11 protein-coding genes are annotated in these 12,939 nt (G+C 69.9%); all 11 read right to left on the reverse strand.

Going from position 1 to position 12,939, the window contains the following annotated elements; genetic code table 11:
- Positions 1–139 precede the first annotated feature (139 nt).
- Positions 140–610, reverse strand: a complete 471-nt coding sequence (rpsG, locus tag OPF83_RS13065; RefSeq protein ID WP_182631373.1) for a 30S ribosomal protein S7 — start codon at positions 608–610, stop codon at positions 140–142.
- Positions 610–981 (reverse strand): 30S ribosomal protein S12, encoded by a 372-nt coding sequence (rpsL, locus tag OPF83_RS13070; protein WP_007628148.1) that lies wholly within the window; start codon positions 979–981, stop codon positions 610–612. Before rpsL ends, rpsG begins: the two co-directional genes overlap by 1 nt.
- 200 nt (positions 982–1,181) lie before the next feature.
- Positions 1,182–1,832 carry a TetR/AcrR family transcriptional regulator gene (locus tag OPF83_RS13075; RefSeq protein ID WP_264887922.1) on the reverse strand — a complete coding sequence of 217 codons (651 nt, stop codon included), beginning with the start codon at positions 1,830–1,832 and terminating at the stop codon, positions 1,182–1,184.
- Between the two features lie 12 nt (positions 1,833–1,844).
- A complete protein-coding gene (locus OPF83_RS13080; RefSeq protein ID WP_264887923.1) occupies positions 1,845–2,981 on the reverse strand; it encodes an NDMA-dependent alcohol dehydrogenase in 1,137 nt (378 codons plus the stop codon).
- 79 nt (positions 2,982–3,060) lie between these two features.
- Entirely contained in the window at positions 3,061–3,876 is an 816-nt protein-coding gene (locus tag OPF83_RS13085; RefSeq protein WP_264887924.1) for an enoyl-CoA hydratase family protein, read from the reverse strand.
- Between the two features lie 12 nt (positions 3,877–3,888).
- The gene (locus tag OPF83_RS13090; RefSeq protein WP_264887925.1) at positions 3,889–5,070 is read right to left on the reverse strand and encodes an acyl-CoA dehydrogenase family protein; all 1,182 of its coding nucleotides are present in this window, start codon (positions 5,068–5,070) and stop codon (positions 3,889–3,891) included.
- Positions 5,067–7,361 carry a biotin carboxylase N-terminal domain-containing protein gene (locus tag OPF83_RS13095; RefSeq protein WP_264887926.1) on the reverse strand — a complete coding sequence of 765 codons (2,295 nt, stop codon included), beginning with the start codon at positions 7,359–7,361 and terminating at the stop codon, positions 5,067–5,069. The genes OPF83_RS13090 and OPF83_RS13095 overlap by 4 nt, the downstream gene beginning before the upstream one ends.
- A gap of 11 nt (positions 7,362–7,372) precedes the next feature.
- On the reverse strand, positions 7,373–8,971 hold the full coding sequence (locus OPF83_RS13100) for an acyl-CoA carboxylase subunit beta (RefSeq protein ID WP_264887927.1): 1,599 nt from the start codon (positions 8,969–8,971) through the stop codon (positions 7,373–7,375).
- Entirely contained in the window at positions 8,968–10,170 is a 1,203-nt protein-coding gene (locus OPF83_RS13105; protein WP_264887928.1) for an acyl-CoA dehydrogenase family protein, read from the reverse strand. Before OPF83_RS13105 ends, OPF83_RS13100 begins: the two co-directional genes overlap by 4 nt.
- A 61-nt stretch (positions 10,171–10,231) precedes the next feature.
- A complete protein-coding gene (locus tag OPF83_RS13110) occupies positions 10,232–12,031 on the reverse strand; it encodes an acyclic terpene utilization AtuA family protein (RefSeq protein WP_264887929.1) in 1,800 nt (599 codons plus the stop codon).
- Positions 12,028–12,846 (reverse strand): TIGR03084 family metal-binding protein, encoded by an 819-nt coding sequence (locus OPF83_RS13115; RefSeq protein ID WP_264887930.1) that lies wholly within the window; start codon positions 12,844–12,846, stop codon positions 12,028–12,030. The genes OPF83_RS13110 and OPF83_RS13115 overlap by 4 nt, the downstream gene beginning before the upstream one ends.
- Between the last annotated feature and the right edge of the window lie 93 nt (positions 12,847–12,939).

Here is a 12,939-nt window from a genome sequence, read left to right on the forward strand (position 1 = left end):
GAACCGTGTTAAGTGGGTGCCGGCTACGCGCTCTGCTCGAGGCGAGACGGGGCTTGGTCAATAATGCCACCTCTAGGGCGGCGGCGGGACCCTGGACGGGGGGTGAATCTGCTCCGCTCCCCGCCCAGGACCCGCGAGATCACCAGCGGTAGTGCGCGAAGGCGCGGTTCGCCTCGGCCATTTTGTGGGTGTCCTCGCGGCGCTTGACCGCGGCACCGAGACCGTTGGAGGCGTCGAGGATCTCGTTGGCGAGACGCTCGATCATGGTGTTCTCGCGACGCTGACGGGAGAACGTCACCAGCCAGCGCATGGCCAGTGTGGTGGAGCGGCCGGGACGGACCTCGACCGGCACCTGGTACGTTGCGCCACCGACACGGCGGGAGCGGACCTCGAGGGCCGGGCGGACGTTGTCCAGGGCCTTCTTGAGGGTGATGACCGGGTCGGTACCGGTCTTCTCACGGCAGATCTCCAGGGCCGAGTAGACGATGCGCTCGGCGGTCGTCTTCTTGCCGTCCAGGAGGATCTTGTTGACGAGCTGCGTGACCAGCGGCGAACCGTAGACCGGATCGCTGATCAGCTGACGCTTCGGGGCGGGACCCTTACGAGGCATTACTTCTCCTTCTTGGCGCCGTAGCGGGAGCGGGCCTGCTTGCGGTCCTTCACGCCCTGCGTGTCGAGCGAGCCACGGATGATCTTGTAGCGGACACCCGGGAGGTCCTTCACACGACCGCCGCGGACGAGGACCATCGAGTGCTCCTGGAGGTTGTGGCCCTCACCGGGGATGTAGGCCGAGACCTCGACACCCGAGGTCAGACGCACACGGGCGACCTTACGAAGCGCCGAGTTCGGCTTCTTGGGGGTGGTGGTGTACACGCGGGTGCACACGCCGCGACGCTGCGGCGAGCCCTTGAGGGCAGCCGTCGACGTCGCCGACTTCTTGTCCTGGCGGCCCTTGCGGACCAGCTGGTTGATGGTTGGCATGAACCGACTTTCTCTAGCTGGGGACCTCCGCGTGGAAGGCCATCAGTCACTTGGACATTGCTCGAAACTGGACTCTCGCATCACCTGTTGCCGCGCACGGGCGACCTCGTCAGCCGCTCTCGCTGGCCTACAGGGTTCGATCCTCCAGCTCGCATACTGCGAGCACGATGGTCAAGCCTAACCGGCTCGACGAGGCCCGGTCAAAGCGGAGTGCCGCCGACCGCTCCCTCGTGGGGTTTTCCGGTCCCGATGAGCACCTCGTCCATCGACTGCGCCCAGAAGCGGATGATCTTGTCCCGGCGCTCCGCGTCGTCGGAGAGGACGTCCGCGAGACCGAGCCCGCGCGCGAGGTCGAGGGTGGTCTGGATGGCCCGTCGGACCCGGGCGTCGGCGGGGTCCCGCTCGAGCGCCTCTGCGGCGATCGTGAGGACCTCGCGGGACATCGCGGTCTCCAGCGGCAGCACGCGGGCGGCGAGCGCGGGGTCACTCGCGGCCGCCGTCCAGACCTGGAGGGCGGCCTTGAACAGATCGGAGGTGTAGTGCTCGACGATGTGTCGGACGACCGCGACCGTGCGGTCCGGGCCCTCCTCCGGCACGTCCAGTCCGACCACGCGGACGCTCTGGATCCGTTGCTCGATCATGTGGGTGAGCGCGGCGGTGATGAGGTCCTCCCGGGTCGGGAAGTGGTGTTGCGCGGCGCCCCGTGAGACGCCGGCGGCGGCGGCCACCGCTCCCACGGTGGTCGCCGCCCAGCCCTGTGAGGCGAGGAGATCGATGGAAGCACCGAGCAACCGTTCCCGCGTGACGCGGCTCCGGTCCTGTTTGGGGGCGCGTTGCTCAGGTGCCGTCATGGGTCCTCCTTCTCACCAGTCCTGCTCGTCGTAGATGATCACACCGCGCAGATTCTTGCCGTCGCGCATGTCCTGGTAGCCCTGGTTGATGTCCTCGAGTCGGTAGGTCTTGGTGACCAGTTCGTCGAGCTTGAGGTTGCCGGCGCGGTACTGGTGTAGCAGGTGCGGGATCTGCTTGCGCGGTCCGGTACCGCCGAAGATGGCGCCCTGGAGGGTCTTCTGCTGCATGGCCAGGTCGAGGATGGAGATCTGGGCGTCCACGGCGTTCATGTCACCGAGTCCCACCACGACGCAGCGGCGCCCCTTGCCGGTGAGCAGGAGGCCGGGCAGCAGGTCCTTGCCCTCGACGACGCCCATCGTCAGGACCACGAGGTCGGCCATGCGTCCCCAGCTGAGTTCCCCGACGAGGGCCATCGCCTCGTCCATTGAAGCGCATGTGTGCGTGGCACCGAACTCCAGCGCCTTCTCGCGCTTGAACTCGACGGGGTCCACCGCGACGACGATCCGGGCGCCGGCCGCCGCCGCGCCCTGGACCGAGTTGATGCCGATACCGCCGATCCCGACGACGACGACCACGTCACCTTCGGACGCCCCGCCGATCTCCGTGGCCGAGCCCCATCCCGTGGCCACTCCGCAGCCGAGCAGCGCAGCCTTGTCCAGCGGGATGTCCTTCTCGATCTTGACCACCGAGGACTGGTGGACGGTCACGTACGGGGAGAACGTGCCGAGGACGCACATGGAGGCGACGGGTTCGCCGTCGGTGGTGTGGACACGGTAGGTGTCGTCACTGATGGCGCGGCCACTGAGCAGCCCGGCGCCGTTGTCGCACAGGTTCTGCAGGCCCTCGGCGCACGGCGGGCAGGTCCCGCAGGCGGGGATGAACGCCAGGACGACGTGGTCCCCCTCCTCGAGGCCGATCACTCCCTCGCCGACCTTGGTCACCACGCCGGCGCCCTCGTGGCCGCCGATGATGGGGTAGGTCTCGAACTGCAGGTCGCCGGTGAGCAGGTGCTCGTCCGAGTGGCAGAGGCCGGAGGCGGCGAGCTTGACCTGGACCTCGCCCACCCGGGGATCCGTCAGGTCGACCTCGACGACCTCCCACCCGTTCTCCTGGTTGGGCTCGCGGATGATGGCGGCCTTGGTGCGCATGTGTTCTCCTCGCGATGAGAATGTCCGGGGATCCCCGGCTGACGGAGCGGCACTGGTCAACTGACCAGTGTGATCTACGTTACTCTATGGCGGTCGCCCAGGAGGGCTTCCTCTTCTCCAGGAACGCGGTCATCCCCTCGGTCACCTCGGGGGTGCCGAACAGCCGTGCCGTGATCCCGGCGAGCTCCTCGCCCCGGGCGTCGAGTTCCGCCAGGAGCGGGGTCGCGAGCAGGGCCTTGTTCTCTGCGAGCCCCTGCGGTGAGCAGGGCCGGAAGGAGGCCACCAGCTCGTCGACAGCGGAGTCGACGTCGTCCACGGCCTCGGTGACGAGCCCGATCTCACGGGCGTGCGCGGGGTCGAACTTCTCCCCCGTGAGGACCGCCCTCGTGAGGTCACGCGAGCGGACGCGCGCGGCGAGGGGCACGGAGATCATCGCGATCGCCAGCCCGAGCCTCACCTCGGTGAGTGCGAAGGTGGACGACGGCCCGGCCACGACGAGGTCGCACGCCGCGATCAGTCCCATGCCGCCTGCGCGCACGTGCCCGTCGACGGCCCCGATAACCGGCTTGGGGTGGGAGATGATCGCCGTGAGCAGGTCGAGGAACACCCGTGTCCGGGCCGCTGCGGCGGCAGTGGGGTCCTCCCGGTCGGCCGAGGCCTCCGACAGGTCGGCGCCGGCGCAGAAGGTGCCGCCGGTGTGTCCGAGCACCACCACGCGGGCGGTGGTGTCGGCCGCGGCCCGCTCGAGCGCGGCGAGGAGTTGGTCGACGAGTGCGCCGGAGATGGCGTTGCGGTTGTGCGGCGAGTCCAGGTCGATGCGCGCGGCGCCGCCGCGCACCTCGTACCGGACGAGCGCCGCAGTGTCGCTGCCCGCGGGGCTGCTGATATCAGTCATCACGCGCCGCCCTCAGTAGCTCTTCGGCAGCCCGAGCGAGTGCTGGGCGACGTAGTTGAGGATCATCTCCCGGCTGACGGGCGCGATCCGGGGCAGCCGGGACGCGGCGAGCATCCCCGCCAGGCCGTACTCGACCGACAGTCCGTTGCCGCCGAGGGTCTGGATGGCCTGGTCGACCGAGCGGGCCGAGACCTCGCCGGAGGCGTACTTGGCCATGTTCGCGGCCTCTCCGGCGAGGTCGTCGCGGCCGGCGTCGACCAGGGCGGCTGCCTTGCGCATCATCAGCCGCGCGAGTTCGAGCTCGATCTTGCACTGCGCGAGCGGGTGGGCGACGCCCTGGTGCGCGCCGATGGGGGTCTTCCACACCGCGCGCTCGTTGGCGTACTTCGTGGCCCGGTCCAGGGCGAAGCGAGCGGTGCCGCACGCCATGCCGGAGGCCATGATGCGCTCGGGGTTGAGGCCCGCGAACAGCATGAGCAGGGCGGTGTCGCCGTCGCCGATGAGCGCCTCGGCGGGTACGCGGACGTCGTCGAAGTACAGCTGGAACTGCCTCTCGGGCGTGCGGACCTCGGTGGGGATGTGGGTTCGCTCGAGGCCGGGCGCGTCGGTGGGCACCATGAACAGCGCCGGCTCGAGTCGGCCCGAGTCCGAGCCCTCGAGGCGCGCCACGACGAGGATCGCGTCGGCCTGGTCGACGCCGGAAATGTACGTCTTCTGGCCCGAGATGAGGAAGTCCGAGCCGTCGCGGCGGGCGGTGGTGGTGATGGCGTGCGAGTTGGAGCCGGCGTCGGGTTCGGTGATCGCGAACGACGTGATGGTATCGCCCGACGCGATGCCCGGCAGCCAGCGCTTTTTCTGCTCCTCGGTGCCGAACCGCGAGATGATCGTGCCGTTGATCGCCGGGGAGACGACCATCATGAGCAGCCCGGTGCCGGCGGCGGAGAGTTCCTCCTCGACGATCGCCAGCTCGGTCATGCCCGCGCCGCCGCCACCGTATTCCTCGGGGATGTTCACGCCGAGCAGCCCGAGCTTGCCCGCTTCGGTCCACAGTTCGTCAGTGGTCTCGCCGGCGTCGGACTTGGCCCGCATGTAGTCGAGGCCGTACCGCGAGCCGAGGTCGTAGGCGACCTTGCGGAGCTGGGCCTGCTCTTCGGTGTCGATCACGGGGTTGGGGATCGTGGTCAGATCGGTCATCGTGCTCGCTCCTGTTCGGTGGCGGAGTCAGTTGTGGTGGCGTCCTGGGTGGTGGAGTCCTGGGTGGTGGAGTCCGGGGTGGTGAAGTCCGGGGTGGTGGTGGATGTGGTGGTGTCACCGGAGGTGGGATCGGTGTCGGGGTCGACGACGACGGCGAGGATCGTCCCGGATTCGACCTGGGTTCCGACCTCCACCGGGAGCTCCGAGACGATCCCGTCGACGGCGGCGGCGATGGTGTGTTCCATCTTCATCGCCTCCATCCACAGCAGCGGCTGGCCGGCGGTGACGGTGTCGCCGACGGAGACCGCGACGCGGATGACCGAGCCCGGCATCGGGGCGAGCAGCGATCCCGCCGCGACCTCCGCCGACGGATCGGTGTAGCGCGGCGGTTCGATCAGGGACACCGGCCCGAGCGGGGAGTCAACCTCGACGCGGGTCTCGCCACCGTGGGTCTCGTACCGGGCGACGGAGAGTGTGCGGCGCACCCCGCGCACCTCCAGCGCGAGCGAGTCGGCGGCGACACGAGCGGTTGAGGCGGCACGCTCGGCGGCGGCCGGTCGGGCGTCGGGTGACAGGCCGGCGTCGGGTGAGGCGTCGGCGACAACGGTCACGACCTCCGCGAGGTCGGCGAGTGGCCCCGCGGGACGCACGCCGGAATCGCCGGCACCGGCGCGCCCCCGGGAGTAGGCCACCTCGAGGTCGGCACCACCGAACCGGTAGGTGCGTGCCTGCACCGAGCGGCCGACATTGCGGAAACCGGCCGGGGCCAGCGCGACCGGGCCGGCGGCGTGGTCGGCATCGCCGGTGACGATCGCGGCGGCGAGTGCGGAGATGCGGACCGCCTCGTCGTCGGCGAGTGGGGAGGCGAGCTCGGCCGCACCGTGGTCGTCGAGGAACGCCGTCGACAGGTTGCCGGCGAGGAACTCGGGGTGCCGCAGGACCCGGACCAGTTGGGCACGGTTGGTGGTCAGGCCGTGGACCTTCGCGCGGGCCAGCGCACCGGCGAGCGAGGTGCAGGCCTCGAGGCGGGTGCGACCGTAGGAGATGACCTTGGCCAGCATCGGGTCGTAGTGGACGCCGATCTCCGCGCCGCCGGGGCCGGGCTCGACGCCGCTGTCCAGGCGGATGCCGGGGCGGTGTGGCCCGTCAAACCGCGAGGTCACCCCGGGCACCTCGAGCGCCCACAGGGTGCCGGAACCAGGCGTGTAGTCGTTCGCCGGATCCTCGGCGTACAGCCGGGCCTCGACCGACCAGCCGTGTGCGGCGGGCGGTTCGGGGGCGGGCAGGGGCAGGCCCGCCGCGACGTCGAACTGCAGCGCGACCAGGTCCAGGCCGGTGGTGGCCTCGGTGACGGGGTGCTCCACCTGCAGGCGGGTGTTCATCTCGAGGAAGAAGAACTCGCCGTCATCGGTGGCCAGGAACTCGACCGTTCCGGCCCCGGTGTAGCCGATCGCGGCGGCCGCGTCGCGGGCCGCCGTGTAGAGCTTCTCCCGCATCCCCGGCGTGCGCTCGACGAGCGGGCTGGGAGCCTCCTCGATGACCTTCTGATGCCGGCGCTGGATAGAACACTCACGCTCCCCCACCGCCCACACCGTGCCGTGCGCGTCGGCCATGATCTGGACCTCGATGTGTCGCCCGCGCTCGAGGTAGCGCTCGCAGAACACCGCGTCGTCGCCGAACGCCGACTTGGCTTCGCGGCGGGCGGCCGCGATCTCCTCATGCAGGGTGTCGAGGGTGCGCACGATGCGCATGCCACGACCACCGCCGCCGGCGGAGGCCTTGACCAGCACCGGCAGCTGGGCCTGGGTGACCTCGTCGGGCTCGAGGTCGCTGAGCATCGGCACGCCCGCCGCGGCCATCATCTTCTTGGCCTCGATCTTGGAGCCCATCGCCTCGATGGCCTCCGGCGGCGGTCCGACCCAGGTCAGGTCGGCGTCGATCACCGCGCGGGCAAAATCCGCGTTCTCGGACAGGAACCCGTAGCCGGGGTGGATCGCGTCGGCACCGGCCGCCCGGGCGGCGGCGATCACCGCATCGCCCCGCAGATAGGTCTCCGCCGGAGTGTTGCCGGGCAGGCGCACCGCGGCGTCGGCCTCGAGGGCGTGCGGAGCGGACGCGTCCGCGTCGGAATACACGGCCACCGCCGACATCCCGAGTGCCCGGGCCGTGTGATGGACGCGCCTGGCGATCTCGCCGCGATTGGCCACCAGGACGGATGTGATCGGCTTCGTCGATGTCGTCGTCGCCGCCGTTGTCGTCGTCGGATCTATGGTCTTCGAAGGCTGGTTCATGATCTCGTTCCTCACATCCGGAAGACGCCGAAGCGGCTCGTACCGGCCACTTCGCCGGAATGGATCGCGGACAGGCTCAGGCCCAGCACCGTCCGGGTGTCTCGGGGGTCGATCACGCCGTCGTCGTAGAGCATCCCCGACAGGAACGCCGGCAGTGACTCCTTCTCGATCTGATCGGCGATCGCCGTCCTGAGGCCGTTGACGGTCTCGGGGTCCATCTCCTCCCCACGCGCGGCGGAGGCGGCGGCGGCCACCGACGTCACCACGTCGGCGAGCTGCGCGGCCCCCATCACGGCGGACTTGGCGCTGGGCCAGGTGAACAGGAACCGCGGATCGAACGCGCGCCCGCACATCCCGTAGTGCCCGGCGCCGTACGAGGCCGCGGTGATGAGCGACAGGTGCGGGACCTCCGAGTTGGACACGGCGTTGATCATCATCGAGCCGTGCTTGATCATCCCGCCGCGCTCGTACTCCGAACCGACCATGTAGCCGGTGGTGTTGTGCATGAACAGCAGCGGCGTGTCATAGCGGTTGGCCAGCTCGATGAACTGCGTGGCCTTCTGCGCCTCCTCGCTGAACAGCACGCCGCGGACGTTGGCGATGATGCCGACCGGGTAGCCGTGGATCTCGGCCCAGCCGGTGGCGAGGCTCGCGCCGTAGAGGGGCTTGAACTCGTCGAAGTCCGAGCCGTCCACGATGCGGGCGATGATCTCGCGCGGATCGAAGGGGACCTTGAGGTCCTCGGGGACGATGCCGAGCAGGTCCTCCGTGGAGTACATCGGCTCGGCGACCTGAGCGCGCGGCGTCCGACCGGACTTGGTCCAGTTCAGCCGGCGCACGATGCCGCGGGTGATCCGGGCGGCGTCGGACTCGTCCACCGCCAGGTAGTCGGCGAGGCCGGACACGCGCGCGTGCATGTCGGCGCCGCCGAGGGTCTCCTCGTCCGAGATCTCGCCGGTGGCCGCCTTGACCAGCGGCGGACCAGCAAGGAACACCTTGGAGCGTTCCTCGATCATCACCACGTGGTCGCTCATGCCGGGCACGTAGGCGCCGCCGGCCGTGGAGTTGCCGTAGACCACCGCGATGGTGGGGATGCCCGCCTTGGACAGGCGTGTCAGGTCGCGGAAGAGCCCGCCGCCGGGGATGAACACCTCCTTCTGCGTGGGCAGGTCAGCGCCCCCGGACTCGACCAGGCTGATCACCGGCAGGCGGTTCTTCATGGCCACGTCGTTGAGCCGCAGGATCTTGCGCAGCGTCCACGGGTTGGAGGTGCCGCCCTTGACCGTGGGATCGTTGGCGATGAGCAGGCACTCGACGCCGGAGACCACGCCGATGCCGGCCACCACGGAGGCGCCGGTCTGGAAATCCGAGCCCCACGCGGCGAGCGCGCACAACTCGAGGAACGGGGATTCAGGGTCCAGGACCATGTCGATGCGCTCGCGGGCGGTGAACTTGCCGCGCTCGCGATGGCGGGCGACGCTGCGTTCGCTTCCGCCAGCAAGCGCCGGGGCGAGGTCGTCAGCGAGTTGGTCGAGCTTGCCCTCCATCGCGGATTTGGCGGCGAGGAATTCCGGTGCGTCGGTGTCGAGTGTGGAGCGGAGAATGGTCATGCGGAGTACCCCCGGATCTTTCCTGCCAGCGTCGTGAGGATTTCGGTGGTGCCGCCGCCGATGCCCAGGAGGCGGACGTCGCGGTACTGGCGGCTCACCTCGGACTCGCCCATGAAGCCGAGCCCGCCGTGCAACTGAAGCGCCTGGTTGGCCACCCACTCGGCCGTCTCGACCGCGGTGTTCTTGGCGAAGCAGACCTCGGCGATCGCGTCGTGTCCGGACACCGCGAGGTTCACGCAGTGATGGGTGTAGGTGCGGGCGATGTCGATGCGGCGGGCCATTTCGGTGACCGTGTTCTGCACCGCCTGACGCGACAGCAGCGGGCGGCCGAACGTCTCGCGCTCGCGGACCCAGTCCAGGGTCAGGTCGAGGCAGCGCTGAGCGTGCGAGTAGCCCTGGCAGGCCAACGCCGCGCGCTCGGAGACGAAGCCGGTCGCGATCTGGGCGAACCCGCTGTTCTCCTCGCCCACGAGGTTCTCGACCGGCACGCGGCAGTCCTCGAAGGTGAGCTCGGCGGTGTCCGAGGCGCGCCACCCGAGCTTGTCGAGCGGGGCGGACCGGTGGAATCCCGGGGTGTCGGTGGGGATGACCAGCAGGCTCACGCCGGCCGCACCCTTGAGTTCCTCACCGCCGCTGCGCACCGCGGTTACCACGAAGTCGGCGCGGACGCCGGAGGTGATGTAGGTCTTGGCGCCGTTGACGATGAAGTGGTCACCATCCCGGCGGGCGGTGGTGGTGAGGTGCCCGACGTCGGACCCGCCACCGGGCTCGGTGATGGCCAGTGAGCCGATCAGCTCGCCGGCGAGCGTGGGCCTGACCCAGCGCTCGATCTGGTCGGGGCGCCCGGACTGTGCGAGGTGCGGGACCGCGATGCCGCAGGTGAACAGCGAGGCGAACACGCCACCGGAGACCCCCGCCTCGTGGAGGGCCTCGCACACGACGAGCGAGTCGATCATGTCGCCGCCACCGCCACCGACCTCCTCGGGGAACGGGACGCCGAGCAGGCCGAGCTCGCCGGCCGTGAGGTGTAGCTCGCGTGGGATCAGGCCGGTGGCCTCCCACTCGTCGAGGTACGGCAGGATCTCCCGCTCGGCGAAGCGTGTGGTGGTCTCGCGAAGGGCGAGGCGCTCCTCGCTGTACCAGGGGTCGCCGGGAACGTGCGGCGGCACCTTGACGGATGTAGAGATAGTGCTCGTCACTGGCATCTCTCCTTGAAGGATCTGGCGATTCGCGGGCCGCGTCGGGCTGCGAACTGTGAGGTCAGGCGGTGCCCGGCGCCGGCACCGGCGCCAGAACGGAATCGGGGACGTCCACGACGCGCGAGCGCAGCCACTCGGCCAGCCCCTTGGCCTGGGGGTCCCAGCGGTAGCCGTGCGCAACACCCTTGCCGAGCAGGCCGTCGATCACGAAGTTCACCGCGTGCAGTCGCGGTAGCTCGTAGCGTTCGATCGGGAGATCGGCGGCCTCGGGCAGGAGCCGGCGGACCTCGTCGACGGTGAGGGTGTCGAGCATCCAGCGGTAGGCGTGGTCGTCTGCGGCCCACAGGCCGATGTTGGCGGTGCCGCCCTTGTCGCCGGATCGCGCGCCCAGCACGTCGCCGAGCGGACGTCGGGTCGTGGGACCGGTCACCGGGGCGGCGATAAGGGGCTCCCCGTCGGCGCCGAGTCCGTCGGAGGCATGGCCGTAGACCATCTCGACGGTCTCGGCCGGCGGCTCGATCGCGACCTCCGTGCCGTCTGGCAGCACCGCGAAGTGCGGAACCGCGGCCTGGTCGAGGTAGGCCGGGATGTAGACGCCGTACGGTCCGCCGCGGCCGGGCGGGCCGCTCGGGGTGGCGCCGGGGTAGCTGGCCAGGGCCATGGCGACGGCGGCGTCGGTGAACGCGCGACCCACCACGTCGGCGTCCGGGTCCCACCCGACAATGGTGAGCATCGCGGTGGCGGCGGCCTGGGTGTCGGCATCGGGATGATCGGTGCGGTGGAGGCGGAACTGCAGCTCGGCTGGCTCGCGCTCGAGCCCGGCACGGAACTGGCGCTCGACCAGCGCGGCCTTGTCGTCGATGTCCAGTCCAGTGAGCAGGAAGGTGATCTCATTGCGGTGACCGCCGAGGCAGGTCACGGATACCTTCGTGGTGGGCGGGGCGGTCTCGCCGCGGACCCCGGTGATCCGGACCCGGTCCGGCCCCTCCTGTTCGAGCCGGGCGGTGTCGAGGCGGGTCACCACGTCGGGGCCGCCGTAGCGGGCGCCGGTGACCTCGTACAGCAGTTGGGACACGACGGTTCCGACGGTGACGGCGCCGCCGGTTCCGGCATGCTTGGTGATGACGGACGTGCCGTCGGCGGCGATCTCGGCGATCGGGAATCCCGGTGCAACGGGGTCTGAGATCTCGCCGCGATTGAAGAAGGCGTAGTTGCCGCCGGTGGCCTGGGTGCCGCACTCGATGACGTGCCCGGCCGCGGTGGCGCCGGCCAGGGCGTCCAGGTCGTCGCGGCCCCAGCCGAAGTGGGAGATTGCGGGACCGACGATGACGGAGGCGTCGGTGACGCGTCCGGTGACGACGACGTCGGCGCCGGCATCGAGACACCGGGCGATGCCGAACGCTCCGAGATACGCATTCGCAGTCACCGGATGGCCGGCGTCGGACGGGATGCTCAGCTCTCCGACACGGTCGATGAGGTCGTCACCGTGAACGTAGGCGATCTTCGGCTCGAGACCGAGCCGCGCACCGAGCTCACCGATCGCCGCGGCCAGCCCGGCCGGGTTGAGGCCGCCGGCGTTGGCGACGATCTTGACCTTCTTCTCCAGCGCGAGCGCGAGGCAGTCCTCGAGCTGGCGCAGGAACGTCTTGGCGTAGCCGAGATCGGCGCTTTTCATCCTGTCGCGGCCGAGGATGAGCATGGTCAGCTCGGCGAGATAGTCGCCGGTAAGAACGTCGAGTTCGCCGCCCTCGAGCATCTCGCGCATCGCCGAGATCCGGTCGCCGTAGAACCCGGACATGTTGCCCACACGGAGGGCGGGCATTGCCGACGCGGTTCCGGGGTTCTGTTCAGTCGCGGTCATGATCGTGTTCCCTTCTCCCGGCCACCGCCGGGCAGTCCGGCGAAGGCCTGCGCGATCCGCAGCCACTCCGCAGCGTCGTCCCCCAGCGTCTCCAGGTCGGTGTCGTCCAGGTGAACTCGCTGGGTGACCAGCAGGCAGAAGTCGAGGAGCGGGCCGCTCACCCGCTGGTCGGCCTCCGCGGTGCCGAACTCGACGGCGGTTCCGTCGGGGTGCGTGAGGGCCACGTGAATCTCGGAGGTCGGTGCCTCGAGCCCGTTCATCATGTAGGCGAACGCGCGGGTCTTGAAGCCCAGCTTGGCGACGTGCGGCAGGGCCGCGACGAAGGCCGGGTCGTCATTGACGGGGCTGCCGAGACCATCGGCCACGTCGATCCCATGGGCCCAGCTCTCCATGATCCGCGCGGTGATCATCGAGCCGGGACGCATGGGCGGCCCGAACCACGGGAGCTTCTCCCCCGGGTCCGCGGACCACAGCGCATCGGCTAGTTCGCCACGGGCCCGCCGCCATCGTCCCAGGACCTCGTCCCTGCCGGTGGCGGCGATCTCGGCGGCGCCGGCGTCGACGAACCCGGCGGGGTCGGCCATGGCGGTCTCGACGACCGTCGCGAAGGCCTCCGGATCCGTGATGGCCAGGACGGAGACCTCGTCGGTCCAGCTCAGGTGGGCTATCTGCATCGCGACGTCCCAACCGGCGGCGGGGGTGTCGGTGTTCCAGCGGGCCGGGCCGGCGGCGTCGACGAGCTCGTCGAGCCGGGCGCCGAGCGCAGCGAGGACAGTGAGCGGATCCCCGGGCGGGACTGACTGCGGTTCGGTCATGTGACGACGATCTCAGACACCGCGAAATAAAGCAAGCGTGATTGCTTGCTTTTATCGCCGGCGACTGCAATCCTGATCATGAAGTGATCTGCC

Source organism: Dietzia sp. NCCP-2495 (genome assembly GCF_026011735.1).
Lineage (GTDB): Bacteria > Actinomycetota > Actinomycetes > Mycobacteriales > Mycobacteriaceae > Dietzia.